Origin of the sequence: Pseudomonas sp. B8(2017) (assembly GCF_002113575.1) — a bacterium.
In the GTDB taxonomy this organism is placed as follows: Bacteria; Pseudomonadota; Gammaproteobacteria; order Pseudomonadales; family Pseudomonadaceae; genus Aquipseudomonas; species Aquipseudomonas putida_Z.
Genome location: NZ_NEIO01000016.1, coordinates 1 through 25,924, shown reverse-complemented (window position 1 = coordinate 25,924; position 25,924 = coordinate 1). Strand labels below are relative to the sequence as shown.

General features: G+C 63.5%; 23 protein-coding genes. 12 read left to right on the top strand and 11 right to left on the bottom strand.

The window, feature by feature from the left end; translation table 11 throughout:
- Positions 1-17 precede the first annotated feature (17 nt).
- From CAG22_RS20165 to CAG22_RS20145, 5 genes are all read right to left on the bottom strand, one after another.
- A complete protein-coding gene (locus tag CAG22_RS20165) occupies positions 18-719 on the bottom strand; it encodes an ABC transporter ATP-binding protein (RefSeq protein WP_013973921.1) in 702 nt (233 codons plus the stop codon).
- Positions 720-1,487: a high-affinity branched-chain amino acid ABC transporter ATP-binding protein LivG gene (gene livG / locus CAG22_RS20160; RefSeq protein ID WP_025340358.1), complete on the bottom strand. Its 768-nt coding sequence runs from the start codon at positions 1,485-1,487 to the stop codon at positions 720-722.
- The gene (locus CAG22_RS20155; protein ID WP_025340357.1) at positions 1,484-2,740 is read right to left on the bottom strand and encodes a high-affinity branched-chain amino acid ABC transporter permease LivM; all 1,257 of its coding nucleotides are present in this window, start codon (positions 2,738-2,740) and stop codon (positions 1,484-1,486) included. Before CAG22_RS20155 ends, livG begins: the two co-directional genes overlap by 4 nt.
- Complete coding sequence (gene livH, locus CAG22_RS20150; RefSeq protein WP_025340356.1) at positions 2,737-3,660, bottom strand: high-affinity branched-chain amino acid ABC transporter permease LivH; 924 nt, start codon at positions 3,658-3,660, stop codon at positions 2,737-2,739. The genes CAG22_RS20155 and livH overlap by 4 nt, the downstream gene beginning before the upstream one ends.
- Positions 3,661-3,845: 185 nt before the next feature.
- Positions 3,846-4,961 (bottom strand): branched-chain amino acid ABC transporter substrate-binding protein, encoded by a 1,116-nt coding sequence (locus CAG22_RS20145; RefSeq protein WP_075046119.1) that lies wholly within the window; start codon positions 4,959-4,961, stop codon positions 3,846-3,848.
- Positions 4,962-5,320: 359 nt separating this feature from the next.
- On the opposite strand from CAG22_RS20145, the gene CAG22_RS20135 reads away from it, so the two are divergent.
- Both CAG22_RS20135 and CAG22_RS20130 read left to right on the top strand, forming a co-directional pair.
- The gene (locus tag CAG22_RS20135) at positions 5,321-5,632 is read left to right on the top strand and encodes a DUF2288 domain-containing protein (protein ID WP_085706028.1); all 312 of its coding nucleotides are present in this window, start codon (positions 5,321-5,323) and stop codon (positions 5,630-5,632) included.
- 202 nt (positions 5,633-5,834) lie between these two features.
- Positions 5,835-6,722 carry an NAD(P)-dependent oxidoreductase gene (locus tag CAG22_RS20130; RefSeq protein ID WP_085706027.1) on the top strand — a complete coding sequence of 296 codons (888 nt, stop codon included), beginning with the start codon at positions 5,835-5,837 and terminating at the stop codon, positions 6,720-6,722.
- On the opposite strand, the gene CAG22_RS20125 is transcribed toward CAG22_RS20130, so the two are convergent.
- Together CAG22_RS20125 and rapA are read right to left on the bottom strand one after the other, a co-directional pair.
- A complete protein-coding gene (locus CAG22_RS20125) occupies positions 6,622-8,886 on the bottom strand; it encodes a bifunctional diguanylate cyclase/phosphodiesterase (RefSeq protein ID WP_085706026.1) in 2,265 nt (754 codons plus the stop codon). The genes CAG22_RS20130 and CAG22_RS20125 overlap by 101 nt on opposite strands.
- A 321-nt stretch (positions 8,887-9,207) precedes the next feature.
- On the bottom strand, positions 9,208-12,054 hold the full coding sequence (gene rapA / locus CAG22_RS20120) for an RNA polymerase-associated protein RapA (protein WP_085706025.1): 2,847 nt from the start codon (positions 12,052-12,054) through the stop codon (positions 9,208-9,210).
- A gap of 160 nt (positions 12,055-12,214) precedes the next feature.
- Between rapA and CAG22_RS20115 the strand changes: the two genes are divergently transcribed.
- The 7 genes from CAG22_RS20115 to CAG22_RS20095 all read left to right on the top strand — a co-directional run bounded on the left by CAG22_RS20115 (position 12,215) and on the right by CAG22_RS20095 (position 17,131).
- Positions 12,215-12,910: a M949_RS01915 family surface polysaccharide biosynthesis protein gene (locus CAG22_RS20115; RefSeq protein ID WP_025340349.1), complete on the top strand. Its 696-nt coding sequence runs from the start codon at positions 12,215-12,217 to the stop codon at positions 12,908-12,910.
- Positions 12,911-12,973: 63 nt separating this feature from the next.
- On the top strand, positions 12,974-13,303 hold the full coding sequence (locus CAG22_RS20110) for an aspartate-semialdehyde dehydrogenase (protein WP_085590175.1): 330 nt from the start codon (positions 12,974-12,976) through the stop codon (positions 13,301-13,303).
- 67 nt (positions 13,304-13,370) lie between these two features.
- On the top strand, positions 13,371-13,532 hold the full coding sequence (locus tag CAG22_RS28540) for a hypothetical protein (RefSeq protein ID WP_075046112.1): 162 nt from the start codon (positions 13,371-13,373) through the stop codon (positions 13,530-13,532).
- A gap of 135 nt (positions 13,533-13,667) precedes the next feature.
- Positions 13,668-13,784 (top strand): cytochrome c oxidase subunit CcoM, encoded by a 117-nt coding sequence (gene ccoM, locus CAG22_RS28900; RefSeq protein WP_025340347.1) that lies wholly within the window; start codon positions 13,668-13,670, stop codon positions 13,782-13,784.
- 295 nt (positions 13,785-14,079) lie between these two features.
- Entirely contained in the window at positions 14,080-16,068 is a 1,989-nt protein-coding gene (locus CAG22_RS20105; protein ID WP_085706024.1) for an FUSC family protein, read from the top strand.
- The gene (locus CAG22_RS20100; protein WP_085706023.1) at positions 16,055-16,261 is read left to right on the top strand and encodes a DUF1656 domain-containing protein; all 207 of its coding nucleotides are present in this window, start codon (positions 16,055-16,057) and stop codon (positions 16,259-16,261) included. The genes CAG22_RS20105 and CAG22_RS20100 overlap by 14 nt, the downstream gene beginning before the upstream one ends.
- A gap of 12 nt (positions 16,262-16,273) precedes the next feature.
- On the top strand, positions 16,274-17,131 hold the full coding sequence (locus tag CAG22_RS20095; protein WP_075046110.1) for an HlyD family secretion protein: 858 nt from the start codon (positions 16,274-16,276) through the stop codon (positions 17,129-17,131).
- Between the two features lie 202 nt (positions 17,132-17,333).
- Here the strand turns inward: CAG22_RS20095 and CAG22_RS20090 are convergent, their stop codons facing one another.
- Positions 17,334-18,092 (bottom strand): SDR family NAD(P)-dependent oxidoreductase, encoded by a 759-nt coding sequence (locus CAG22_RS20090; protein ID WP_085692249.1) that lies wholly within the window; start codon positions 18,090-18,092, stop codon positions 17,334-17,336.
- Between the two features lie 112 nt (positions 18,093-18,204).
- Here CAG22_RS20090 and CAG22_RS20085 point away from each other — a divergent pair, with 112 nt between their 5' ends.
- Positions 18,205-19,113, top strand: a complete 909-nt coding sequence (locus CAG22_RS20085) for a LysR family transcriptional regulator (protein WP_085706022.1) — start codon at positions 18,205-18,207, stop codon at positions 19,111-19,113.
- Positions 19,114-19,234: 121 nt separating this feature from the next.
- Positions 19,235-19,570, top strand: coding sequence for a DUF2025 family protein (locus CAG22_RS20080; protein ID WP_013973906.1), 336 nt, complete (start codon positions 19,235-19,237; stop codon positions 19,568-19,570).
- Positions 19,571-19,755: 185 nt separating this feature from the next.
- Here CAG22_RS20080 and CAG22_RS20075 read toward each other — a convergent pair whose 3' ends face one another.
- Together CAG22_RS20075 and CAG22_RS20070 are read right to left on the bottom strand one after the other, a co-directional pair.
- The gene (locus CAG22_RS20075) at positions 19,756-22,335 is read right to left on the bottom strand and encodes an EAL domain-containing protein (RefSeq protein WP_085706021.1); all 2,580 of its coding nucleotides are present in this window, start codon (positions 22,333-22,335) and stop codon (positions 19,756-19,758) included.
- Positions 22,336-22,386: 51 nt separating this feature from the next.
- Positions 22,387-23,460, bottom strand: a complete 1,074-nt coding sequence (locus tag CAG22_RS20070; protein ID WP_085706053.1) for a diguanylate cyclase — start codon at positions 23,458-23,460, stop codon at positions 22,387-22,389.
- Positions 23,461-23,590: 130 nt separating this feature from the next.
- Here CAG22_RS20070 and CAG22_RS20065 point away from each other — a divergent pair, with 130 nt between their 5' ends.
- Complete coding sequence (locus tag CAG22_RS20065) at positions 23,591-24,682, top strand: MBL fold metallo-hydrolase (RefSeq protein WP_085590165.1); 1,092 nt, start codon at positions 23,591-23,593, stop codon at positions 24,680-24,682.
- Between the two features lie 3 nt (positions 24,683-24,685).
- Here CAG22_RS20065 and CAG22_RS20060 read toward each other — a convergent pair whose 3' ends face one another.
- Positions 24,686-25,582, bottom strand: a complete 897-nt coding sequence (locus tag CAG22_RS20060; protein ID WP_085706020.1) for a formate/nitrite transporter family protein — start codon at positions 25,580-25,582, stop codon at positions 24,686-24,688.
- Positions 25,583-25,924 lie beyond the last annotated feature (342 nt).

Genomic DNA, 25,924 nt, shown 5'->3' with positions numbered 1-25,924 from the left:
GATGGCCCTTTTCCCGGTCAACCCCCCAGGTACGCGTCGCGCACCTTCGGGTCGGTCAACAGTGCTTCCCCAGTACCCTGCATCACCACCCGGCCGTTCTCCAGCACATAGGCCCGGTCAGCGATCTTCAGCGCCTGGTTGGCGTTCTGCTCCACCAGGAACACCGTCACGCCATCACGGCGCAGCTGTTCGATGATGTCGAAGATCTGCTGGATGATGATCGGCGCCAGGCCCAGCGAGGGCTCGTCGAGCAGCAGCAGCTTGGGTTTGCTCATCAGCGCCCGGCCAATGGCGAGCATCTGCTGCTCGCCACCGGACATGGTGCCGCCACGCTGGATATAACGCTCCTTCAGGCGCGGGAACAGCTGCAACACCTTGTCCAGCTGCTCCTGGTAATCGCCCTTGTCGGTGAAGAAACCACCCATCGCCAGGTTTTCCTCGACGGTCAGGCGGGAGAACACACGGCGGCCTTCCGGCACCACCGCGATGCTCTTGCGCATGATGTGCGAGGACGGCTGGCCGACCAGTTCTTCACCCAGGTACTTGATGCTGCCACTGTGCGCCTGCGGCGAGCCGCACAGGGTCATCAGCAAGGTCGACTTGCCGGCACCGTTGGCGCCGATCAGGGTAACGATCTCGCCCTGGTTGATCTCCACGTTGACGCTGTGCAGCGCCTGGATCTTGCCGTAAAAGGTGGAAACGTTCTCGAACTTCAGCATTTACGCTTCCCCCAGGTAGGCTTTGATCACGTCAGGGTTGTCGCGGATCTCTTCCGGCGTGCCGTGGGCCAGGGGGGTGCCCTGGTTGATCACCACGATATGGTCGGAAATGCTCATCACCAGCTTCATGTCGTGCTCGATCAGCAGCACGGTGACGTTGTGCGACTCACGCAGGTAGGCGATCAGCGCCTTGAGGTCTTCGGTCTCCTTCGGGTTCAGGCCCGCTGCCGGTTCGTCGAGCATGATGATGCGCGGCTGGGTCATCATGCAGCGGGCGATTTCCAGGCGGCGCTGCTGGCCGTAGGCGAGGGTGCCGGCGGTACGGTTGGCGAACTCGGTCAGGTTGACCTTCTCCAGCCAGTACTGCGCGCGCTCCATGGCCTCCTTCTCGCTGCGGCGGAAGTTCGGGGTCTTGAACAGGCCGGCGAAGAAGTTGGTGTTCAGGTGGCGGTGCTGGGCGATCAGCAGGTTTTCCAGCGCGGTCATTTCCTTGAACAGGCGCACGTTCTGGAAGGTCCGCACCACGCCCTTGCGGGCGATCTGGTGCCCGGCCAGGCCCTGGATCGGCTGGCCATCGAGCAGGATGGTGCCGCCGCTGGGCTTGTAGAAGCCGGTCAGGCAGTTGAACACCGTGGTCTTGCCGGCGCCGTTCGGGCCGATCAGTGCCACCACCTGTTTTTCCTTGACGGTCAGGCCCACGCCGTTGACCGCCAACAAGCCGCCGAAGCGCATGCTCAGGCCGCTGACTTGCAGAATTTCGCGGCTCATCGACGCAGCTCCATGTGTGGACGTTGCATAGGCAGCAGGCCTTGCGGACGCCAGATCATCATCAACACCATCAGCGCACCGAACATCAGCATCCGGTATTCGCTGAACTCACGCATCAGCTCGGGCAGCAGGATCATCACGATGGCCGCGAGGATCACGCCCAGTTGTGAGCCCATGCCGCCGAGCACGACGATGGCGAGGATGATCGCCGACTCGATGAAGGTGAACGACTCCGGCGTCACCAGGCCCTGGCGCGCAGCGAAGAAGCTGCCGGCGAAACCGGCGAAGCAGGCGCCCAGGGTGAATGCCGACAGCTTGATCACGGTCGGGTTCAGGCCAAGTGCACGGCAGGCGATCTCGTCTTCGCGCAGGGCTTCCCAGGCGCGGCCGATCGGCATGCGCAGCAGGCGGTTGATCACGAACAGCGCCAGCAGGGCCAGCAGCAGGGCCACCAGGTAGAGGAAGATGACCTTGTTGATCGAGTTGTATTCCAGCCCGAAGAACTCATGGAAGGTCTGCATGCCCTCGGCGGCACGGCGTTCGAAAGTCAGGCCGAAGAGCTCTGGCTTGGGGATGTTGCTGATGCCGTTGGGGCCGCCGGTCCAGTCGGTGAGGTTACGCAGGAACAGGCGGATGATCTCGCCGAAGCCGAGGGTCACGATCGCCAGGTAGTCACCGCGCAGGCGCAGCACCGGGAAGCCGAGCAGGAAGCCGAAGGTAGCGGCCATCAGGCCGGCGATCGGCAGGCATACCCAGAAGCTCCAGCCCAGGTAGTGCGAGAGCATGGCGTAGCTGTAGGCGCCGACGGCGTAGAAGCCGACGTAACCGAGGTCGAGCAGGCCTGCCAAACCGACCACGATGTTCAGGCCCAGGCCCAGCAACACGTAGATCAGGATCAGCGTGGCAATGTCGACCGCACCGCGCGAGCCGAAGAACGGCCACACCAGTGCCGCGACGATCAGGCCCATGATCACGTAGCGCTGGGTTTTCGGAAGGGTCAGGTAGTTGCTGACCGCCGGCGGGATCAGCTTGCGATCCGAACGGCGGCCCATTACCGAGTTCCACTGCTTGTCGAACAGCACGCGCAGGAACATCAGCACCGAGCACAGGGCAATGATGCTGAGGTTGAACGAGCCCTGGCTGTGCACGGACAGGCTGATGCCGTCGATGCTCAGTTTCAGGCCCAGTACCGGGAAGGCCACGGCCCATACCAGCAAGGCGCTGAAGAACGCCTGTTTGAGATTTCTGTTCATACTTTTTCAACCTCCGGGCGGCCCAGGATGCCGGTCGGCCGGAATAGCAGGACAAGAACCAACAAGCCGAATGCCACCACGTCCTTGTACTGGTCGCCGAAGATATCGGCACCGAACGCTTCGGCCACGCCCAGCACCAGCCCGCCGAGCATGGCGCCCGGGATGCTGCCGATGCCACCCAGCACCGCCGCGGTGAAGGCCTTCAGGCCCACCAGGAAACCGGCGTTGGGGTTGATCACCCCGTACTGCATGCTCAGCAGCACGGCCGCCACCGCCGCCAGGGCGGCACCGATGACGAAGGTGAGGGCGATGATGTTGTTGGTGTTGATGCCCAGCAGGTTGGCCATCTTGATGTCCTCGGCACAGGCGCGGCAGGCGCGGCCCAGGCGGGAACGGGAGATGAACAGGGTGAGGCAGGTCATGGCCACCAGGGTGACCACGAACACCAGGATCTGCATGTAGCTGATCAGTACTTCCTCCGCGCCGCCCGGCCCGAACGAGAAGCTTCCGGGGATCAGGTTGGGGATGGACTTGTCCTTGGAGTCTTGCGAAAGCAAGACGGTGTTCTGCAGGAAGATCGACATGCCGATGGCGGAAATCAGCGGGATCAGTCGGTTGCTGTTGCGCAGGGGGCGGTAGGCAACCCGTTCGATGCTGTAGCCATAGGCACTGGTGACGAAGATCGTCGCGACGAAGGCGACGGTCATCAGGATCGGCAGCGAATGGATACCCATCATGGCCAGGCCCGCCAGGGCGATGAAGGCCACGTAGGAACCGATCATGTACACCTCGCCGTGGGCGAAGTTGATCATGCCAATGATGCCGTACACCATCGTGTAGCCGATGGCGATCAAGGCATAGGTGCTGCCGATGGTCAATCCATTAACCAGTTGTTGGAAGAAATGGTAGATCTCAGGCATTACAGCGCTCCTAAAAACCTGATTTGCATTTCGCTGGCGGGGGTAGGCCAGGAAACCGCGGGTGACGGTTTTAAGATTTTCAGGTGAGCCCGCCCCCGGATCGCGGGGATCAGGCCCATGAACCTCGTAAAACAAAGCCCACTGCTCGCACAGTGGGCTTCTACGGTCAGCTATTAGTCACGCAGTTACTGAGGGGAGACTTCAGTCTTCGGCTTGCCGAAGTGCCATTCGTACACCACGAACTTGAAGTCTTTCAGGTCGCCTTTGGCGTCGTAGGACAATTCGCCGGTCGGGGTCTTGAAGGTGCCGGCGTGGATGGCCTCGGCCACCTTCTCGGCGTCTTCGGACTTGGCGGCCTTGATGCCCTGGGCGATCAGCTCGACAGCCGAGTAGGCCGGGAACACGAACGGGCCGCTTGGGTCCTTGCCGTCAGCCTTGATGGCGTCGACGATCTTCTTGTTGGCAGGGTCCGCGTCGAACGACTTCGGCAAGGTCACCAGCAAGCCTTCGGAGGCGTTCTGGGCGATCTGCGAGATGGAGTCGTTGCCCACGCCTTCCGGGCCCATGAACTTGGCTTTCAGGCCCTTTTCCTGAGCCTGGCGCAGGATCAGGCCCAGCTCTGGGTGGTAGCCGCCGTAGTAGACGAAGTCGACGTTGTTCTGCTTGAGCTTCTGGATGATCGAGGAGAAGTCCTTGTCACCGGCGTTCAGGCCTTCGAACACGGCAACCTTGGTGCCTTTGCCTTCCAGGGTCTGCTTGACCGCGGTAGCGATGCCTTCACCGTACTGCTGCTTGTCGTGCAGGACGGCTACCACCTTCGGCTTGACGTGGTCGGCGATGTAGTTGCCGGCAGCCGGGCCCTGGGCGCTGTCCAGGCCGATGGTACGGAAGATCAGCTTGTAGCCGCGGGCGGTGATTTCCGGGGAGGTGGCGGCCGGGGTGATCATGATCACGCCTTCGTCTTCGTAGATGTCGGACGCAGGCTGGGTGGAGCTGGAGCACAGGTGGCCGATGACGAACTTGACGCCGTCGTTGACCACTTTGTTGGCGACTGCAACGGCCTGTTTAGGGTCGCAGGCGTCGTCGTATTCCTTGGCTTCGAGCATCTTGCCATCCACGCCGCCCGCGGCGTTGATATCCTTGATGGCTTGCTTTGCGCCGATGAACTGCATGTCGCCGTACTGGGTCACAGGGCCGGTCTTGGGACCTGCAATCCCTATCTTGATGGTATCGGCGGCAAACGAATGGCTGGCTACCCCTGCCAGAACCATTGCGGCGAACAGCTTGGAAATCTTGATCATAGTGCTCCACTCATTCTGTTGTAATTCTTATAGTCCTGGCGGCCAGGGCTACAGACCGGGCGGGATTTGCGGCGTGGCCATGCCAACGCGCAAGCCCACCTTCCCCCGGAACATGTCCCGGAACTGTACCGGTACAGTGTAGAGCGCTGTTCGAGCGCTTGAAAAGCGGTCGAAAAGTGCCTGCTTCCTGGGTTGTCGCATGGTCGACACAAAGATACAGAAAGGCGCCATCAAACTGCCTGCATCTGCGACCCCGCCCCACAAGTTCGGGATCAATCGACCAAATTACATATTTGAAACCGGGTTTTTCTGCAAAAATGCCGACCTTTTTTATTGGCCGATTTTTGCGGAAACCACCCATGACTGATCAAACAAGCACCCTCTATGCCAAATTGCTTGGCGAGACGGCAATCATCGAGTGGAAAGCGCTGGAGCGTTTCTGGGCCAAGGGTGACCTGATTTGGGTCGACCCGAGCCTCGACCTGATCGCCGTTGCTGAGGCGATGGCCGAGAATCGCAGCGAGATCTTCGCCAAGTGGCGTAGTGATGGCACTGTTGGGCCGGTGACCGCCGAGCAGGCCCATGACCTGCAAAGCCGCGATCCAGAGATCTGGGCGGTGGTGGTTTCGCCGTTCATCGTGATCCAGGTGAAGCCCCCGGCAGAGGAGTGATCGCTTTTGGTGCGCGAAAATGCGCAGCAGCCCCGTTTTGGTGCTCGAGGGCGCTCAAGGCGGGTAGAGGGAAGTAACAATTCGGCGTGGCGGTAACAGTTTACGGGATGCGTAATGGGGGCTGCCTTGCAGCCCTTCGCGGGCATGCCCGCGAAGGCCGCAAAGCGGCCCGGATCGATATCGAATTTGTCCGGAGTCATTGATGAACTCAAAACTACCTTCGCTTGGATTCGCCGGCATCGGCCTGATGGGCCTGCCCATGTGCCGGCGCCTGCTGGCAGCGGGTTACCCGCTGACCGTGTGGAACCGCAGCCCGGACAAGTGCGCTGCACTGGTCGCCGCCGGCGCGCGCCTGGCCAGCAGCCCTGCCGAACTGTGCCGCGACAGCGACATGCTGCTGCTGTGCCTGGCCGACACGGCCGTGGTCCGCGAAGTGGTGTTCGGCGAGCAAGGCATCGCCCAGGGCGGGCGCAGCGGCCAGTTGCTGATCGATTTCTCCAGCCTGGAGCCAACCGCCACCCGTGAAATGGCCGCCGAACTGGCAGCGCTGTGCGGCATGGCCTGGCTGGACGCGCCAGTTTCCGGCGGCACGCCGGGGGCCGAAGCCGGCACTCTGGCGATCATGGTCGGTGGCGAGGCGGCCGACCTGGAGCGGGCACGCCCGGTACTGCAGGTACTCGGCCAGCGGGTGACGCACATGGGGGCGGTGGGCGCTGGCCAGGTGACCAAGGCCTGCAACCAGATGATCGTGGCCTGCAATGCCCTGGTGATCGCCGAAGTGGTGGCCTTGGCTGAACAGTCCGGGGTCGATGCGACGCTGATCGCCGAAGCGCTGGCGGGCGGCTTTGCCGATTCCAAACCGTTGCAGATCCTCGCCCCGCAAATGGCCGAAAGCCGCTTCGAGCCGATCAAGTGGCACGTGCGCACGCTGCTCAAGGACCTCGATGGCGCGGTCAAGTTTTCTCGCGAGCAAGGCTCGGCGACGCCGCTCAGTGGCCTTGCCGCACAATTGATGCGCCTGCACGCGAGCCAGGGGTACCTGCAAAAAGATCCGGCGACCCTGGTTGAGCTGTATCGCAGCAGGAGCTGAACACGCCGCCCTGGTGCTGCAGCCGCTCCAGCAGCGAGCGCAGTTCGGCCAGCGGCTCCGGGCGGCCCAGCAGGTAGCCCTGCAGGTAGTCGCAGCCGTGGGCTTCGAGAAACGCCAGCTGTTCGGCGGTTTCCACGCCCTCGCTGACCACCTGCAGATGCAGGGTATGCGCCATGACGATGATCGCCTGGACGATCTCGCGGTCCTTCTGGCTGCCCGGCACATCCTGCAGGAAGCTGCGGTCGATCTTCAGCACGTCCAGCGGCAGGCGCTTGAGGTAGGCCAGTGACGAGTAGCCGGTGCCGAAGTCATCGATCGACAGCGCCACGCCCAGGGCGCGCACGCGCTTGAGCAGGTTGACCGTACGCTGGATATCACCCATCAGGGCGTTCTCGGTCACTTCCAGTTCCAGCTGCCGAGGCGCGAGACCGGCGTGGAACAGCGCCTTTTCCACTTCGTTGGGCAGTTCGTCGTGGCTGAGAGTGACGGCCGAGCAATTGACCGTGACCTTGAGGTTGCCATGGCCGTGGCGCTGCAGGTAGGCCAGGTCGGCGCAAGCGTGGCGCAGCACCCACAGGTCGAGGTCGATGATCAGCCCGTTGGCTTCGGCGATAGCGACAAAACGATCGGGCCCGAGCAGGCCGTGTTGCGGGTGTCGCCAGCGCACCAGGGCCTCCAGTTTGGCCACTTGCCTGCTGCGCAGGTCGAAGATCGGCTGGTAGTGCACGCACAGCCCATGCTCCTCGAGCAGGGCCACCCGCAGTTCCTCTTCCAGTTGCAGGGCAATCGAGGCCTGGGTCTTCAGGCTGTCGTTGAAGAAGTTCAGGCTGTTGCGCCCGTTGCCCTTGGACTGGTACAGGGCGAGGTCTGCATGCTTGAGCAGCTCTTCGGCGGTGGTGCCGTCGTCGGGGAAGATGCTGATGCCGATACTGGTGGTCATGACCATGCGCCGGCCGCCCAGGTTGATGGGCTCTTTCATCCTCTGCATGATGCGCTGGGCCAGGTGGCGGGCTTCGTCGCGGTTGTTGAGGCTGGTGACCACGCAGAACTCGTCGCCGCCAAAGCGTGCGACCAGGTCGTGGTTGCGAGTGGCGGCCTTGATGTGGCTGGCGATCACCTTGAGCAGTTCGTCGCCGGCGTCGTGACCGAGGCTGTCGTTGATGCGCTTGAAATGGTCGATGTCTAGGAACATCACTGCCAGGTGGCTTTCCGTGGCCTGGTGTTCGGCCAGGCGTTCGGCGAACACCTGGTTGAAACCGCGGCGGTTTACCAGGCTGGTCAGGGCATCGTAGTGCGCGGCCTGCTGCAGCGACGCGCGGGCCTGGTCGAGCTGACTGAGCAGCACGCTGACCCGGCGCAGGTCGTGTTCCTTGCTTTGCAGCTTCTTGTCGGCCAGCGCGGTACTGATGCTGGCAGCACTGATCAGCAGGGTGATGAAGCCGATGCCCAGCGCCAGTTGCAGGCTGTTATCGCCAGAGGGCAGGCGCAGGGCGGTGTCTGCCGGGATGACCAGGGTCATGGCCGACATCGCGGTGAAGTGGGTGGCGACGATACCGCCGGCCATCAGCAGGCTGGCGCCGTACTTCATGGCCTGGTGCAGGGTACCGCTGCCATGGCGGAAGTAGCGGGCCAGGTACAGCGCGGTCAGGCTGGTGAGCAGGGCAATGGTGGCCGAGGCCAGCAGCAGGCCGGACTGGTAGTACTGGCGGGCGCCGGTTTCCAGGGCGGCCATGCCTACGAAATGCATCACGATGATACCCAGGCCGATCAGTACCGCACTTTGCAGGTAATGGTGTGTTTGCATCTGGCTGCGGTCGAGGCTGTGCATGGCCAGCCAGGCGACGGCCAGGGCGATGAGCAGCGAAAGTATGGTCAGGGACGCGTCGTAATGCACTTCAACTGGCGCCTGGAAGGCCAGCATGCTGATGAAGTGCATGGCCCAGATGCCACCAGCAAGGCAGCAGGCACCGAGCATGTTCCATTGTCGGTGGGCGGTGGGGTCTTCGCTGTGGGATTGGCGCTCGGCCATGTCCAGGGTGGCGAAGCAGGCCGCACAGGCGACGAGGTAGGCGAGCAGAACCAGGAACGGTTCATGCCGGCAATCAATGACGATGCGCCCGGTTGCCGGCAGGTCGGCGAACAGTTGCAGCCCCAGCCATTCCATGGAATGCCTCATGATCGAGTTTTCACTCGTCTGCGCTACAACCCTGTGCAGACTGTCCAGAGGCAGTATAGGAAGAGGTGTTTAACCCTTCCTGACTAATGGCACATTGATTCCTACGATTTGGTTATGAACCTGATCGCAGCCTGGAATATGTAAATGGGTTCTGAAAGTTGGTCTCCCCTGTGGGAGCGGCCTTGTGTCGCGAAAGGGCTGCAAAGCAGCCCCAGCAATTTCAACTGTTGCGCGTCAATTCTGGGGCCGCGTTGCGGCCCTTTCGCGACACAAGGCCGCTCCCACAAAGGCGGCGGTGTCTGACCTGTATTAGCCAGCCACCAGCACGCGAATGGCTTCCAGGCGCAGGGCGGCCTTTTCCAGCATCGCCAGGCCCTCTTCGCGCTGCTTGCGCAGCGCTTCGATCTCGCTGTCGCGCACGCTCGGGTTGACCGCTTGCAGCGCGACCAGACGCGCCAGTTCTTCGTCGGCTTCCGCTGTCAGGCGACGCTGGGCCTCGGCCACGCGCTCGACGTGGGCCGGCATGACCTTGGCCTCGCCACTGCTGATGCGCTGGGCAAGCACGTCGCGCTGCGCCTGGACGAACTTGTTGGCGCTGGCGCGTGGCACGCTTTCCAGCTGGTCGTTGAGGGTTTCGAAGGCCACGCGGGACGCCAGGTCGTTGCCGTTGGCGTCGAGCAGGCAGCGCAATGCCGCCGGTGGCAGGTAACGGCCCAGTTGCAGGCTGCGCGGTGCCACCACCTCGCTGACGAACAGCAGTTCAAGCAGCACGGTGCCGGGTTTGAGCGCCTTGTTCTTGATCAGCGCCACGGCGGTGTTGCCCATCGAGCCGGACAGCACCAGGTCCATGCCGCCTTGCACCATCGGGTGCTCCCAGGTGAGGAACTGCATGTCCTCGCGCGACAGCGCCTGGCCACGGTCGTAGGTGATGGTCACGCCTTCGTCGTCGCCCAGCGGGAAGCTGGCGTCGAGCATCTTCTCGCTCGGCTTGAGGATCAGGGCGTTCTCGGAATGGTCTTCGCTGTCGATGCCGAAGGCGTCGAACAGGGTTTCCATGTAGATCGGCAGGGCGAACTGGTCGTCCTGTTCGAGAATGTCCTCGACCAGCGCCTGGCCTTCGCCGGCACCGCCGGAGTTGAGTTCCAGCAGGCGGTCACGGCCGGTATGCAGTTCGGCTTCCAGGCGTTCGCGCTCGCTGCGGGCATCGGCCACCAGGGCTTCCCAGGCCTTGCTTTCGCCACCTTCGAGCAGTGGCAGCAGGCGTGGGCCGAACTGATGCTGCAGGGCGTTGCCGGTAGGGCAGGTGTTGAGGAAGGCGTTGAGGCCTTCGTGGTACCACTGGAACAGGCGCTCTTGCGGGCTGTCCTGCAGGTACGGGATATGCAGCTGGATGGTGTGCTTCTGGCCGATACGGTCGAGGCGGCCGATGCGCTGTTCGAGCAGGTCGGGGTGCGCCGGCAGGTCGAACATCACCAGATGGTGGGCAAACTGGAAGTTGCGGCCTTCGCTGCCGATCTCGGAGCAGATCAGCACCTGTGCGCCGAACTCTTCGTCGGCGAAATAGGCGGCGGCGCGGTCGCGTTCAAGGATGCTCATGCCTTCATGGAACACCGAGGCCGGGATGCCGGAGCGCACGCGCAGGGCGTCTTCCAGGTCCATCGCGGTTTCGGCATGGGCGCAGATCACCAGCACCTTGGTGCGCTTGAGCATCTTCAGGGTGTCGATCAGCCAGTCGACGCGCGGGTCGAAACGCCACCAGCGCTCGTCATCGGCCACCTCGCCCTGGGCCTGGAAGGCGACTTCCGGGTACAGCTCGGCATGTTCGCCGGTTGGCAGGTCGCGGTACTGCTCGGGTGTGGCCAGTGGGTAAGGGTGCAGCTGGCGCTCAGGGAAGCCCTGGATCGCCGCGCGGGTGTTACGGAACAGCACGCGGCCGGTGCCGTGGCGGTCGAGCAGCTCACGGATCAGGCGCGCGCTGGCCTGGGTATCGCCGTCGCTGACCGCGGCCAGCAGGGCTTCGCCTTCGGCACCCAGGAAGCCCTGGATGGTGGCGTGGGCCTTGGGCGACAGGCGCCCTTCGTCGAGCAGTTCCTGTACGGCTTCAGCCACCGGGCGATAGTGCTCGCTCTCGGCGCGGAAGGCGGCCAGGTCGTGGAAACGGTTGGGGTCGAGCAGGCGCAGGCGGGCGAAGTGGCTGTCCTGGCCGAGCTGCTCGGGGGTGGCCGTGAGCAGCAGCACGCCCGGGATCACCTGGGCCAGCTGTTCGACCAGGCCATATTCGGCGCTGACCTGGTCTTCGTGCCAGACCAGGTGGTGGGCTTCGTCCACCACCATCAGGTCCCAGCCGGCGGCGAACAGCGCGTCCTGGGCCTTTTCGTCGTCGACCAGCCACTCCAGGGCCACCAGCGCCAGCTGGGCATCCTCGAACGGGTTGCTGGCGTCGCTTTCGATGAAACGCTCGGCGTCGAACAGGGCCACCTGCAGGTTGAAGCGGCGGCGCATTTCCACCAGCCACTGGTGCTGGAGGTTTTCCGGTACCAGGATCAGAACGCGGCTGGCGCGGCCCGACAGCAGCTGGCGGTGGATCACCAGGCCGGCTTCGATGGTTTTGCCCAGGCCCACTTCGTCGGCCAGCAAGACGCGCGGCGCGCTGCGGTCGGCGACTTCGCGGGCGATGTGCAACTGGTGGGCGATGGGTTGGGCACGGCAGCCGCCCAGGCCCCACAGCGCCGACTGCATCTGCTTGCTGGTGTGCTGCAGGGTGTTGTAGCGCAGGCTGAACCACGACAGCGGGTCGATCTGCCCGGCGAACAGGCGGTCGCTGGCCAGGCGGAACTGGATGAAGTTCGACAACTGGGTTTCCGGCAGGGTGCGCGGCTGGTTCTGCCCGTCCAGGCCGTGGTAGACCATCAGCCCGTCGATGTCCTCGACCTCGCGCACGGTCAGCTTCCAGCCTTCGAAGTGGGTGATCTGGTCACCTGGCGAGAAGCGCACGCGGGTCAGCGGCGCATTGCGCAGGGAATACTGGCGGGTGTCGCCAGTGGCCGGGTAGAGCACGGTCAACAGGCGGCCATCCTGCGCCAGGATGGTACCCAGGCCGAGCTCGGCTTCGCTGTCGCTGATCCAGCGTTGCCCCGGTTGATACTGCTGCGCCATACTGCCTGAACTCCCGCGATGAAAAAGCCGGTTATGTTAACGGATCGGCCGGTCAGACCAAAGTGCCGAGCGCATCGAAAGGTGCCGAAGTGCGATAGGTAGCAACAGTCTAGCCGCTTCATCGCCCCCACCGTGCTGCCGACGAGGGCCCCGGATCAACATGTCTGCCAAGCACCGCTGGATCAGCACTTCGATGGCCGTGGGCAGCCTGTTGCTGCTGGCCGCCTGCGAGCAGAAAAACTTCGAGACCTTGCCCGCCATCCCGATCGAGCAGCTCGAGGTACTGGGCGTGCAGACGCCGATCAAGAGCGTGCACTTTCGTGACCGCGACGGTGAAGGCCTGCTGGTATTGAGCCGCAGCGATGGCCAGGCCAGCGACCCGGAAAGCGAGCAGGAAGTGGACAAGGTGGTACTCAAGGCCACGCTTTACGGGCGCACCGCCGAAAACGACGCGTTCAAGGCGCGCTGGCAGATCGAACAGGAAACCACCTGCCCGGGCCTGGACCTGGACGTGGACTTCTATAACGACGTAAGCGATGTCGGCGACCTGAACAAGGACGGTGTCGCCGAGGTGACGGTCGCCAGCCATGCCTTCTGCGGCGGTGGCATCGACCCGCACGACATCGCCATCGAGATGCGTGAAGGGCAGGCCAGCTACAGTATCACCGGCCAGTCGCTGATCACCCCGGCGGGTGAAGAGCCGATCGGCGGTGAGCGTGAGGACAGCGCTTCGCTCAAGGCCGCGCCGCAGGTGCTTCGCGAGCACATGGACGCGGTCTGGCAGCAGGTGTACAAGCGGCCCTGGAGCGAGGCCAGCCCGCCAAGCGACGACGACCCTGACGACGAAGCCGAATAAGTGTTGTGCCTGCCATCAAGGTAAGCCCGCGCCTGCCGATACAGTGGGCATAGGAGAACGTCCATGCTGCCACCGATCATTCCGCTCAGTGCCGCGCCGGTGACCTCGCAACAGGACCCGGTCAAGCCGACACCCGACATCAAGCCGGTGGTGCCGACGCAGCCTGCATCCGGTGAAAGTGCCATCGACCTCAAGCACCAGCGTGACCCACAGGAGCAGGCGCTGCTGCTGCGCGACGAGCAGCGCCGCCAGCAGCAACGCCGGCAGAAGGGCGACGACGAACGCTACAGTGCGATGCCCGGTGACGAGGTCAACGCCGACAATACCGTGCCGGTGGCGCCGTTGATGGGCGAGCATGTACGCCAGGGGCTGCTGGTGGACATCGAAGTCTGACATGGGGCTGGTCAGCGCCAGCGCCTGGCTTCATCATGCAAGTCTCAGTTGATCGTCGAGCCCACCCATGAGCCAAGACAACCTCATCGATTTCGATGCCGAACGCGCCAAGCGCGTCCACGACCTCAAGGAAAAGCGCCTGAACGAAATGCGCAATGCGTTCGAGCAGGCCCTGCCGTTGAACACCGCCAAGAAAAAGAAGCCCAAGGGCAAGCCGAAGAAGCGCTGAAACTTGACGCAGGTCAACCCTGCACCCGCCTCGCGTGCCCGGCCCCGGGCACCATTGACACCGATCAATTTTCCCCGCCCCCACATTGGTTAACTTGCACCCATCGGACAACGGCAAACGAATGGGGAGGCCAGCATGTTCTTCGACAACGTGGTTATCGCCGGAGTGGTAACGGTCGGGTTGATGGTCGTCTTCTTTGCCGGTCTGGGCATTTTCATCTGGAAGGACTCGAACAAGCGCAAGCCGCGCTGACCTTCCGGGTACACGAGCACGCAAGGCATTTAGGGCGACTTCGGTCGCCCATTTTTTTGCCTGCAATTTTGGTGTTGCCTGTACCGGCCTTTTCGCAGGTAAACCCGCTCCCACAATGACTTCACAGGATTCGGACTGTGCGCGGTCCCATGTGGGAGCGGGCGTGCCCGCGAAGAGGGCAGCACAGGAAAGCCTGTCCACAACAAAGATGATTAGCTAGCTAATTAATCGTTTCCGCTTTATCCTTCCCCCATTGTCTATCTTTCTACAAGACCATCCCCGCAAGGTCCGTCTCGTGCCCATCACCCTCCAGGCCCTATTCGCCCCCAGCAGCCTCGCCCTCAAGTTCGCCATGAAGACCCTGCTCGGTGGCGGCCTGGCGCTGTGGCTGGCGATGCGCTGGGGCCTGGAGCAACCGTCCTGGGCACTGATGACCGCTTTCATCGTCGCCCAGCCGTTGTCGGGCATGGTGGTGCAGAAGGGCCTGGCGCGGTTGGCCGGTACCTTGGTCGGCACGTTTGCGTCGGTGCTGTTCATCGGCCTGTTTGCCCAGACCCCATGGCTGTTCCTGCTCACCTTGGCCCTGTGGCTGGCCCTGTGCACCGCCGCCTCCACCCAACTGCGCAGCGCCTGGGCCTATGCCTTCGTGCTGGCAGGCTACACCGCGGCGATCATTGCCCTGCCGGCCATCGACCACCCGTTGCATGTGTTCGACCAGGCCGTGGCGCGCTGCACCGAGATCTGCCTGGGTATCTTCTGTGCCACCGCCAGCAGTGCCTTGCTCTGGCCCATGCGGGTAGAGCAGCAACTGGGCGGGCAGGCCCGCCAGGCCTGGCAGAACGGCCTGCAGGCCGCCAGTGCCATGCTGGGCGGCGAAGACGAGGCGCGCAAAGGCCTGCTGGAAAGCCTGGGGCGTATCGTTGCCATCGACAGCCAACGCGAACACGCCTGGTTCGAAGGCAACCGCGGGCGCCAGCGCGCTCGTGCCATTCGTGGCCTGAGCCAGAAACTGATGGTGCTGTTGCGCATTTCCCGTTCGGTGCGCCGGCAGTGGCGGCAACTTGATGAGCGCGAGGCCGAACGCCTGGCACCCTGGCTGGAGGAAGTGCGTGCACTGCTGGGCAAGCCCGACCAGCCGAACCTGTTGTTGCTGCGCCAGCGCATCTGGGATGCTGCCCACGATGAACAGATCAGCCCGGCGGAGCACTTCTGCCTGGCGCGCATGGCGCTGCTGCTGGACTACGCCATGGCTGCCAGCCAGGCGCTGGACGATGTGGAGGCGGGCAGGGCGCCCAAAGATGTGTCCCAAGGCCTGGCCGCGCACCGCGACTGGTCGCTGGCTTTGCTGTTCGGCTCACGCAGTGCGCTGGCCTTTCTGGTAATGAGTGGCTTCTGGCTGGCCACCGCCTGGCCTTCGGCACCAGGTGGCCTGGTGCTGACCTGCGTGGTCTGCAGCCTGTTCGCCAGCCGCGAGAACGGCGCGCAGATCGGCCTGAGCTTCTTGCGTGGGATTTTCCTGGCGATACCTGCGGCGTTTCTGGTCGGGCAGATTCTGCTGCCGCAATGGAGCAGCTTCGCCATGCTCTGCCTGGGCATGGGCGTGCCGCTGTTTCTTGGTGCGCTGGGCATGGCTCACCCGCGGACCGGGGCCACGGCCACCTCCTATTGCCTGCATTTCATCGTGCTGGTGTCGCCGCTCAATGCCATGCAGTTCGGCGTGGCCACCATGCTCAACAGTGCCTTGGCCATGCTGGTGGGTGTGTCGGCAGCGGTGATGGCCTTCCGTTTGTTGGTGTTCCGCCACCCGGCCTGGCTGGGCCGGCGCCTGCGTGCGGCGACCCAGAACGACCTGGTGCGCCTGACCCGGCGCGACCTGCGCGGGGCCGACAGCTGGTTTGGCGGGCGCATGGCCGACCGCCTGATGCAACTGGCGCGGCATGCCGGCGAACTGCCCGAGAGCGAACGCAAGCGCTGGGACGACGGCCTGCACGGCCTGGATATCGGCGACGAACTGGTGCACCTGCGCATGTGCCTGGCGGTTGCCCAAGCCCCGTTGGGGCGGGCCGAGCGCGAATACCTGCAGCAGGTAGAGGCAGTGCTGGCCAAAGGGCCGGCGCCAGGGCGTGGACAGAGCCTGGATGCCGCAAGCGAACAGTTCATTGGCGCCTTGCGCCGTCTACCCTCCAGCGATCCGCTGCGGTTGGCCGAAGGGGCGGTGCTGCAACTGCAAAAAAGCTGGGGCAAGTGGTGCCACTGGCAGGAGGAAGCCCATGGGGTTGCGTGAGTGGGAATTGGGCGGCGTGCTGTTCAGCCCTTTCCTGGTTTATGTGTTGCTGGCGCTGGTGCTTACCGGCGTGTTGCGTCTGGTGGTGCAGGCCACGCCGTTGGGGCGCTGGATCTGGCATGAAGCGCTGTTCGATGCGGCGTTGTTCGTTTGTGTGTTGTTCCTGGTAGTGCGACTGCTGGGAGCTTTATAAAGGAGTGTTTCGATGCGTGCGGCCGTACGTACCCTGGTCACCTTGTGTGTGGTGGCCCTTGCCGTCTTCGCCGGCTATCAGCTGTGGCAGTACTACATGCTCACCCCCTGGACCCGCGATGCCCGTGTGCGCGCCGATGTGGTGGTGATCGCTCCCGATGTGTCCGGCTGGGTGCGCGAGCTGAAGGCCCGTGACAACCAGCAGGTCAAGGCCGGCGACCTGCTGATGAGCATCGACCGCGAACGCTTCCAGGCGGCCTTCGACCAGGCCAGCGCGGTGACCGAGACCCGCAGTCAGCAACTGCGCCTGCGCGAGCGTGAAGCGGCCCGGCGTACCGCCCTTGGGCCGGAGGCGATCAGTGCCGAATTGCGGGAGAACGCCCAGATCAATGCGGCCATCGCCCGCGGTGAGCTGCATGAGGCCGAGGCACAGTTGCAGGTTGCCAGAATCAACCTGGCGCGCAGTGAAGTGCGGGCACCGCGCAGCGGGCATATCACCAACCTGCGCCTGGCCGAGGGCAACTATGTGAACACCGGGGAATCGGTGATGGCCCTGGTGGACGATTCAACCTTCTATATCCAGGCCTACTTCGAGGAAACCAAGCTGCCGCGCATTCGTGTGGGGGATGCGGTGAAGGTCTGGCTGATGGGCGCAGGCGAGCCGATGCAAGGGCATGTAGAGAGCATCAGCCGTGGTATCACCGACCGCAACAGCAACCCCGACAGCCAGTTGCTGCCGGAGGTTGAACCGACCTTCAACTGGGTGCGCCTGGCGCAGCGGATACCGGTGAGGATCCGCCTGGACCAGGTGCCGGAGGGGGTGACCCTGAGTGCGGGGATGACGGCCAGTGTGCAGGTGCATGAGCAATGAGGCAGGTGGCTACTCTGTGGCCCGATCGCTGGCAGCCCAGGCTCATGCGGTGTTGGGAGCAACTGTCCTGTGTTGCCTGTCCTGGCATCATCGCCGGCAAGCCAGCTCCCACAGGTACTGCACAATGCTTGAGGTCGATGCAGTCGAGGTGGGAGCTGGCTTGCCGGCGATGGGCCGCAAAGCGGCCCCAGAAAACCTGACCTCAGAGGAACATCCCGCCTGAAACCTCCAGCCGTTGCCCGTTGATCCAGCCATTGCCATCTTCGAGCAACAGCGCAATCGCTGCCCCGATATCATCCGGCAAGCCCACCCGCCCCAGCGCCGTGTTGCCGGCAATGTATTCATTCACCTGGCGGTTATCCCGCACCACGCCGCCGCCAAAGTCCGTCTCGATCGCCCCCGGCGCCAGAATATTCACGCGAATACCACGCGCGCCCAGTTCCTTGGCCTGGTAGCGGGTCAGCACCTCCATCGCCCCCTTCATCGCGGCATAGGCGGCATACCCCGGCAGTGCAAAGCGCGCCAGGCCAGTGGAAATGTTGACGATGCGGCCATTGTCGACCAGCAGCGGCAGCAGGCGCTGGGTGAGGAAGAACGGCCCTTTCAGCTGGATGTTCAGCAACTGGTCGAACTGCGCCTCGCTGGTTTCGGTGTATGGCACGTTCAAGCCGATCCCGGCATTGTTCACCAGAAAATCGAAACGCTCGCGACCGAAGTGTTGCTGCAAGGTTGCCCCCAGGCGTTCGGCGAAGCCGGCAAAGCTGGCGCTGTCGCTGACGTCCAGTTGCAGCATGGCGGCCTTGACCCCCGCCTGCTCCAGCCGCGCGGCCACGGCCTGGGCTTCCTCGGCCTTGCTGTGGTAAGTGCCGATGACATCGATGCCGCGTGCGGCCAGGTGTTCGGCAGTGTTGCGGCCCAGGCCGCGGCTGGCGCCAGTGATCAGGGCAATCTTGCGGGTCATGGTGAAAACCTCATGGTGGGCTGATGAGCACAGGTTATTGGTCGGTGTTGTGCTGTTAAATCCAGCAAATATGGAAATACTGTTCGGTAAAACCGGATAGATGAGGCCTGAATTGAACAAGCTGGAGTTGTTGCGCACCTTTGTGCGGGTCAGTGAGGTCAGCAGTTTCACCTTGGCTGCCGAGAGCCTGGGGCTACCCCGTTCTACCGTGTCGGAGCAGGTCAGGGCGCTGGAGCGTTTGCTGGGTACGCAGCTGTTCAACCGCACCACCCGCCGGGTGCAGGCAACCCAGGATGGCGCCTTGCTGTACGAGCGCAGCAAGGACCTGCTGTCGGGCATGGACGAAATCGAGAGCCTGTTCTGCGCCGACGATGCCGAGCTGGCCGGGCGCCTGCGGGTCGACCTGCCGACCATGATGGCCCGCCGGGTCATCATCCCGGCGCTGCCGCAGTTTCTGCAGCGCTTCCCGCGCCTGGAGGTGGAGCTCAGTTGCACCGACCGCCAGGTCGACCTGCTGCGTGAAGGCTTCGATTGTGTGATGCGCATTGGTGCCCTGCATGACCTGGACGTGGTGGCGCGCCCGGTCGGGCAACTGAGCATGCGCAACTGTGCCAGCCCTGCCTACCTGGCCCGCCATGGAGTGCCGCGCACGCTGCGGGACCTGGCCGAGCATCACCTGGTGCATTACGTGCGCACCCTGGGAGGGCGCAGTGCCGGTTTCGAATACCTGCAGGGCGGTGAACTGCACTTCCAGGCCATGGCCGGTGTGGTCACGGTCAACAATGCCGAGGCCTACTCGGCGGCCTGCCTGGCCGGTCTGGGACTGATCCAGGTGCCGGCGGTGGGCGTGGCCGAGCACCTGCAGCGCGGTGAGCTGGTTTCGGTACTGGAAGGCTGGCAGGCCCCGGCCATGCCCGTGTCATTGCTGTATGCCCGGCAACGGCACGTGCCACGCCGGGTGCAGGCCTTCATGCAGTGGCTGGGCGAGGTGCTGCATTCGCAGGTTGACGGTGACCGCTGATCGATGAAAACCGTGGCGCCTGTGCGACGGCTTGCGTTAGGCTGCCAGTCACGAGTTGCCCGGCAGAGGCAACCACCCCGCCTGGCGTGCGTATCTTCCGATTTCATTGCGAGGTTACGTCATGGCCATCACTTCCCAGGACATCTGCAACGCTGCCGACCAGCTCAAGGGCTTCGTCGGTTTTCATGGCAAGCGCGGTGTGCACATCGTGCGTTTTTCCGAAGATTCGTTCGGCATGGACGTGGCCGACGCCAGCATCACGCCCTGCAGCGAGTTTGTCTGGCGGCCCGAGCAAGGGCAGCGCATGGCCCTGTGCCGCGAACGGCTGGCGCTGTTGCTGGAGCAGCATGTGGATGACCGTTTGAACATCGGTGAACCGCTGCGCACCTACCTGCGCCGGCGCGACCTGCCGGAAATCGTGGCAGAGCGCAGCTTGCAGCGGGATTCCGCTCTGTAATAGCGGAGTAACTGCCTAGCTCGAATACCGAAAACCTGCACCATCACTGTGGGAGCGGGTTCACCCGCGAACACCGGCGAAGCCGGTGCCATATACCGCGTCGCATTCTTCGCGGGTGAACCCGCTCCCACAGGGGGTGTGCAAGTATCAAACCTGGACAAGACAGTTACCTCCACGCGCTACAGTTAGGGCGCCGAACGCTGGGATGCCTGCTGCATCAACGCCTCGAGCCCCGCACTGTCCAGCGGCCTGCTCAGGTAATAGCCCTGCACTTCATGGCAGCGGTCCTTCTGCAATGCCCTGAGCTGCTGCTCGCTCTCCACCCCTTCGGCCGTCACCGTCAGCCCCATCGCTTCGCCCAGGTTGATGATGGCCTGGACCACGGCGCGGTCGCTGCCAGCGGTGTTGTTCAGCCCGCCGATGAAGCGTTTGTCGATCTTGATGCTGTCGAACGGGTAGGTGCGCAGGTAGCCCAACGACGAGTAGCCGGTGCCGAAGTCGTCCATGTTCAGGCGCACGCCCAGCTCCTTGAGCGACAGCATGGTGCCCAGCGCGCCTTCGATGTCATTGAGCATCACGTTCTCGGTAATCTCCAGCTCCAGGCGCTGGGCAGGGAAGGCGGTTTCCAGCAGGATCTCGCGTACATCGGCCACCACATCGCTGCGCAGGAACTGCGCCGGTGACAGGTTCACGGAAACCAGTACATCGGCGGGCCAGTCATGGGCGGTGCGGCAGGCTTCGCGCAGCACCCAGCGGCCCAGCGCAACAATGATGTCACTCTGTTCGGCCAACGGAATGAAGGTGTCCGGCCCCAGCAACCCCTCCTGCGGGTGCTGCCAGCGCAGCAAAGCCTCGACCGCGACGATGCGCAGGTCGCTGAGGCGATAGCGCGGCTGGTAGTGCAGCTCGAATTCCTGGTTGCGCAGGGCCCGCCGCATGTCGTTCTCCAGTTGGCGGCGGTACTGGATCTGCTGGTTCATTTCGGCAGCGAAATAGCGCCAGGTGCACTTGCCGTCGGCCTTGGCCTGGTACAGGGCGATATCGGCGCAGCGAATCAGCTCGCCGGCATCGAAGCCCTGGGTACGGGTCTGGGCGACACCGATACTGGCGCCAACGTGCAGGGGCTGGTTATCGAAGATGATCGGTTGCTGCAGCAGGCTGATCAGGCGCGCACAGAAGCGGTCGATCTCGCTGCGGTTGTCCATGCCGCCGAGCACCAGGAGGAACTCGTCGCCGCCCAGGCGCGCGACCAGGTCGCCATCGCGGGTGCTGTCGCGCAGGCGTGTTGCTACCTCCTGCAGCACGGCGTCACCGGCGGCATGGCCGAGGGAGTCGTTGATCGGCTTGAAGTTGTCCAGGTCCAGCAGCAGCAAGGTCAGTGGCGGCGAATCACTGCCGCGCAACAAGGCCTGCTCGAGGTGCCGGGCGAGCTTGTTGCGGTTGGCCAGCCCGGTCAGCGGGTCGTGCAGCGACAGGTGCTGGATGCGCGCATGAGCGTCGACTTCGTCGGTGATGTCGCTGGCGGTGCCGCGAAAACCGACGGGCTTGCCGTCGTACCAGATGGCGCGGGCCGATATCCGGCAGTAGCGGTTCTGGCCATTCTGGTCGCGGTAGGTGCAGCGCAGGTTGGCCAGTTGTTGCGGGTCGGCCGCGGCCAGGGCATCCAGCCACGGCGAGAGCGGCGTGGTATCGCAGGCCAGCAACTGATTGAGCGGGTGGCCGAGCCAGTCGTCCACCGGGTAGCCGGTGACATTGACGAAGCGTTGCGAAAGGTAGGTCAGGCGTTGTTGCCGATCGGTTTCCCAGATCCAGTCGGAGGCCGACTCGGCCACCGCGCGAAAACGCTGCTCGCTGGCCTCCAGGGCCTGGTTGCTCTGCTGCAGATCGGCGAGCGTGAGGTCGATCGCCCGCGAACTGCGCAAGGCATGGCGGAACAGGTACAGCATGACCAGGCCGAGTATCAGCAAGGCACCCGCCAGCGGCGGCAACACCGCACGCAGCAACTGGTGTCCTGGCAGCGGGCTGCTCCAGGACAGGTGGTAGCCGGTATCGCCGAGGTCGATGCGCAGGTGGCCGTGCTCCCGCACATCATCGTTTTCCACATGCATGCCGGTCAGGCCGGCACCGCTGCTCAGCTGTGCCAGCTTTTCCTCGGTGAGCTGGTCGACGAACAGCATCACCGGCGCCTGGCGCACCTCGCTATCGGTGACATCCCGGTCCGGGCGCACCGCCGCGGCACTGAGCACTGCCGGCCAACCGTTGAACAGGACGAAACGGGTGATCTGTTCACGTGGGATGGCCGCCGCCCGAGCCTGGTCGATGATTGGCTGCAGCGCTGCATCAATATAGGTATTGGCCGCTGCCTGGGTAGGCTGGCCTTTGAACAAACCGTAGGTGGTGCGAGCGTCCTCCACCACGAACACCCCTTCATAGCCGCTGGCGCTGTACAGCGACTCGCCCACGTTCTTTTCTTCGTAGGCCCATTTCCAGTCGGCCTGGCCCGCCAGGTGTTCGAAGGCAGCATCCCACACGGCATAGCTGGACAGGAACTGGCGCGAGGCGAGCAGCCGTTGCTCCAGCGCCTTGGTTGCCTGCGAGGCACTGCGCTGGCGTTCCTGATGGTCAAGAGTACCCGCGATATTGAACAGGGCGCCGAGGATGATCAGGCAGGCCAGACCGAAAACTGTGCTGAAGCCGGCAATCAGGCGACGCACCTGGAAGCGTGGTGTGGGGCTGGCGGGTGGAAGGTTGGCGGTCCTGGCCATGCGCGAGCGGCTCCTTCAGGCAGCCTCCCGCCAGTTGGTCAGGAAGGAGGTTCAATCAGGATAGGCCAGCCTGAGCGCCGCAGCGTCTCTGTGGGCAAAATTGACCTGGTCGCGCCCGGCATGCTTGGCGGTGTACAGCGCCTTGTCCGCCTGTTCGAGCCAGTGTTCGGGTGACTCCAGGTCGGCCTCGAGTGCCGAAAGGCCGATGCTCAGGCTGATGCGCAGGTGCGGCAACTGCGGGTTACGGTAGCTGGCGACCTGCTCGCGCAGGCGCTCCATGGCCTGGCAGGCTTGGGCCTCGCTGGTGTCCGGCAGGATCACGCAGAATTCGTCACCGCCGTAACGCCCGGCCTGGTCGCCTTCGCGCAGATTGCGCCGCAGCTCGGCGCCGAGCTGGCGCAGCACACAGTCGCCGACCACGTGGCCGAAGGTGTCGTTGATGGTCTTGAAGTGGTCGATGTCGATCAGGGCAATCACCGCGTGCCCCTGTTGCTGCTGGCAAGCCTGAAACTTCAGCAGCAGCAGGTCTTTCCAGGCGCCGTGGTTGAGCAGCCCGGTCAGGCTGTCGGTAAGGCTCAGGGTGCTCAGCCGGCGCTTGTGGTCGGCCAGCTTGATCGCCAACTGGTAGCAGACCCAGCCCAGCGCCAGCGGGTAGAGGGTCAGCATCGGGAGGCAGGCATAGACCTGCAGGGGCGTCGCGTTCAGTTGCAGGCCGGGGCCCAGCAGCAGGATGGCGACGAGCATGCCCGCCAGTTGGGCCAGCACCCCGCGAACGACCATGCGTTTGCCGCCGGCGGCGACGTTGTTCATGGTCATCATCGACAGCACGGTCACGCTGGGCAATGGATTGAAATGCATGGCGGCGGTCCAGAACCCACCCATCAGGGAGTCCAGCACCAGGTTGCGCTGTTCTGCCTGATAGGGCATGGCCGAACGGGCGGCCCACAGGTAGGCCACATGCGGCCACAGCAGGCCGTTGAACAGTAACAGCAGCCATGCCCAGGTGGGCGGTGACAGCGGCGCCATGGCGGCCATGACGCTGAACAGACCGATCCCCAGGCCGATGACCCGCGGCAGGTAGATGCGTTTGGCGAATGAAAGTCCTTTGCCGCTGCGTTTATCCATATTGGTCATCGTTCTTCTGCTGAAGCACCGTTTATCGCATAACTCGCATGAATATTGTTGAACAGTGTTTCATCGACGAAAAATGACCTTACAAGCCAATTCACGGTTGATCCGATCACTGTGGGGTAACATGAAGGCTTTCCTGTTGCTCGGAGTGTTGCTGATGGTCCCTTTGGCCAACCCTGCCGGCGAGCCGGCGCCTCAGCGGGAAGGGCGCTTTCACAATCAGGCGTCGTTGCCACAGGATGGCGTATTGAAGAAGCTGCGCATCGGGCTCAAGTACCTGTTCCTGCGCAAACCGCCGGAAACCCGGCCGGCCACACCGGTCAGTCTCCAGCCCATGACCCGCCAGCAGGTGCTCGATGCGCCCGACCGCAGCCTTTGGCGCCTGGGCCATTCCACGGTACTGCTCAAGCTGCGCGGGCGCTTCTTTATTACCGACCCGGTATTCGCCGAGCGCGCCTCGCCGGTGCAGTGGGCCGGCCCACTGCGCTTCCATGCGCCGCCCCTGGCGCTGGACCAGTTGCCGCCGTTGGCTGCGGTGGTACTGTCCCACGATCACTTCGATCATCTTGACGAACAGGCGATTCGCCAACTTGCACCGCGCACCAGTGTGTTCCTGGCGCCGCTGGGCGTAGGCAACCTGCTGATGACCTGGGGCGTAGCACCGGCAAAGGTGCGGCAGCTGGACTGGTGGCAGGAAAGCGAGGTCGAGGGTGTGCGCTTTGTCGCCACCCCGGCTCAGCACTTTTCCGGGCGTGGGCTGCTGGACAGCAACCGGACCTTGTGGGCGTCGTGGGTGATCGTCGACGAGGATGTGCGGGTATTCTTCAGTGGCGATACCGGCTACTTCGATGGGTTCAAGCAGATTGGCGAGCGCTTCGGGCCGTTCGACCTGACCCTGATCGAGACCGGGGCCTACAACGTCGCCTGGCCCGATGTGCACATGCAGCCGGAGCAGAGCCTGCAGGCCCATCTGGATCTACGCGGGCGCTGGCTGTTGCCGATTCACAACGGCACCTTCGACTTGTCCATGCATGGCTGGCAGGAGCCGTTCGAGCGCATCCTGGCGTTGGCCAACCAGGCACAGGTGCGCCTGAGCACGCCGCAGATGGGGGAGCGGGTCAGCCTCGACTCTCCTCACGCCGGGCAGAACTGGTGGCAGCCGCGGCCTGTGCGTCAGCGCGGTCAGGCGAACGAGCGTGTGGTCGCGGCACGTTGAAGTTCATTTGTTGCCGTTGTTGCGGCGCGGGGAGGGTGGCTGGTCCTCTTTCAGTAGCCGTGAGGGCGGTTTGCCGCTGTCGCTGCGCACCTGTGCATGGCTGATCAAGCCGAAGATGAAGCTGCCGCCGATGATGTTGCCCGCCAGTGTCGGCAGCGCGAACTCCAACCAGAAGCTGCGCCAGGTTTCATCGCCAGCCCAGACCAGATAGGACACCTCGACCGAGCCGACCACGATATGGGTGAAGTCGCCCAGGGCCATCAGGTAGGTGATCATCAGGATGATCCAGATCTTGGCGTGTTCCATCGACGGGATCATCCAGACCATGGTGGCGATCATCCACCCCGATACGATGCCTTTGGCGAACATCTGGCTGATATCGTTCTTCATGACCTTGCGGCCCACCTCCAGGAAGGCCACGTCGGTCTTGCTGTCGAAGATCGGCAGTTCCAGCATTACCCAGGCCACCAGCAAGGTGCCGGCGAGGTTGCCAAGCAGTACCACGCTCCAAAGGCGCAGCAGGCGCCCGAAGTTGGCCAGGGTGGGGGCGGTCATTACCGGCAACACGGCGGTCAGGGTGTTTTCGGTGAACAACTGCTGACGCGCCAGTATCACTGCAAGGAAGCCAGCGCTGTAGCCGATGCTGGCGACCACCTGAGCACTGTCCCCCTCCGGCAGACGAGCGTAGAACAGGCCCATGGCCATGAGCGACAGCCCCATGGACAAGCCTGCGGCCAGTGCCGACCACCACAGTGCGGCGAGTGTACGCTCCAGTTCCTGGTCGCCCTGATACCGAATGATCTCGTGCAGTACTGCCGCGCGGGGCGGCTGGCTAAGGCTGACTTCCTGCTCCTCGTCCGCCGACAGGCCCGGGGTTTTCTCGCTTTGCGCATCGCTCATGGCCGCTACGCTCCGTGGGGGTGTTTCTCTACAGATTCGCGGCGCTTTCATTAGTTGCCGGCGAGGAGACAAACGCCGGCAGAAAGTTTTTTCAGATCAAGGTGTTGACTCTGATTTCAAAGCGCGTATTATTCGCCTCCTCGCAGCGATGAACGCTTCGAGGCAAGCGGTAAGTTGTTGAGGTTGAAGGGTTTCGAAAGAAACCGGTTGTAAAAAACTTCAAAATAAACGCTTGACAGCAAATGAGGAAAGCGTAGAATGCGCGCCTCGGTTGAGACGAAAAGCTCTTAACCAAACGCTCTTTAACAAATCGAATCAAGCAATTCGTGTGGGTGCTTGTGA

What these genes read in the sequence shown, in the direction of transcription:
- CAG22_RS20135 (WP_085706028.1), top strand. Translation starts at nt 5,321, where the DNA reads ATGACTGATCAAACAAGCACCCTCTATGCCAAATTGCTTGGCGAGACG.
- CAG22_RS20145 (WP_075046119.1), bottom strand. Translation starts at nt 4,961, where the DNA reads ATGATCAAGATTTCCAAGCTGTTCGCCGCAATGGTTCTGGCAGGGGTA.
- CAG22_RS20060 (WP_085706020.1), bottom strand. Translation starts at nt 25,582, where the DNA reads ATGAGCGATGCGCAAAGCGAGAAAACCCCGGGCCTGTCGGCGGACGAG.
- CAG22_RS20165 (WP_013973921.1), bottom strand. Translation starts at nt 719, where the DNA reads ATGCTGAAGTTCGAGAACGTTTCCACCTTTTACGGCAAGATCCAGGCG.
- CAG22_RS20070 (WP_085706053.1), bottom strand. Translation starts at nt 23,460, where the DNA reads ATGGATAAACGCAGCGGCAAAGGACTTTCATTCGCCAAACGCATCTAC.
- CAG22_RS20115 (WP_025340349.1), top strand. Translation starts at nt 12,215, where the DNA reads ATGTCTGCCAAGCACCGCTGGATCAGCACTTCGATGGCCGTGGGCAGC.
- CAG22_RS20125 (WP_085706026.1), bottom strand. Translation starts at nt 8,886, where the DNA reads ATGGAATGGCTGGGGCTGCAACTGTTCGCCGACCTGCCGGCAACCGGG.
- rapA (WP_085706025.1), bottom strand. Translation starts at nt 12,054, where the DNA reads ATGGCGCAGCAGTATCAACCGGGGCAACGCTGGATCAGCGACAGCGAA.
- livH (WP_025340356.1), bottom strand. Translation starts at nt 3,660, where the DNA reads ATGCCTGAGATCTACCATTTCTTCCAACAACTGGTTAATGGATTGACC.
- CAG22_RS20100 (WP_085706023.1), top strand. Translation starts at nt 16,055, where the DNA reads ATGGGGTTGCGTGAGTGGGAATTGGGCGGCGTGCTGTTCAGCCCTTTC.
- CAG22_RS20080 (WP_013973906.1), top strand. Translation starts at nt 19,235, where the DNA reads ATGGCCATCACTTCCCAGGACATCTGCAACGCTGCCGACCAGCTCAAG.
- livG (WP_025340358.1), bottom strand. Translation starts at nt 1,487, where the DNA reads ATGAGCCGCGAAATTCTGCAAGTCAGCGGCCTGAGCATGCGCTTCGGC.
- CAG22_RS20075 (WP_085706021.1), bottom strand. Translation starts at nt 22,335, where the DNA reads ATGGCCAGGACCGCCAACCTTCCACCCGCCAGCCCCACACCACGCTTC.
- CAG22_RS20090 (WP_085692249.1), bottom strand. Translation starts at nt 18,092, where the DNA reads ATGACCCGCAAGATTGCCCTGATCACTGGCGCCAGCCGCGGCCTGGGC.
- CAG22_RS20130 (WP_085706027.1), top strand. Translation starts at nt 5,835, where the DNA reads ATGAACTCAAAACTACCTTCGCTTGGATTCGCCGGCATCGGCCTGATG.
- CAG22_RS20095 (WP_075046110.1), top strand. Translation starts at nt 16,274, where the DNA reads ATGCGTGCGGCCGTACGTACCCTGGTCACCTTGTGTGTGGTGGCCCTT.
- CAG22_RS20065 (WP_085590165.1), top strand. Translation starts at nt 23,591, where the DNA reads ATGAAGGCTTTCCTGTTGCTCGGAGTGTTGCTGATGGTCCCTTTGGCC.
- CAG22_RS20155 (WP_025340357.1), bottom strand. Translation starts at nt 2,740, where the DNA reads ATGAACAGAAATCTCAAACAGGCGTTCTTCAGCGCCTTGCTGGTATGG.
- CAG22_RS20110 (WP_085590175.1), top strand. Translation starts at nt 12,974, where the DNA reads ATGCTGCCACCGATCATTCCGCTCAGTGCCGCGCCGGTGACCTCGCAA.
- ccoM (WP_025340347.1), top strand. Translation starts at nt 13,668, where the DNA reads ATGTTCTTCGACAACGTGGTTATCGCCGGAGTGGTAACGGTCGGGTTG.
- CAG22_RS28540 (WP_075046112.1), top strand. Translation starts at nt 13,371, where the DNA reads ATGAGCCAAGACAACCTCATCGATTTCGATGCCGAACGCGCCAAGCGC.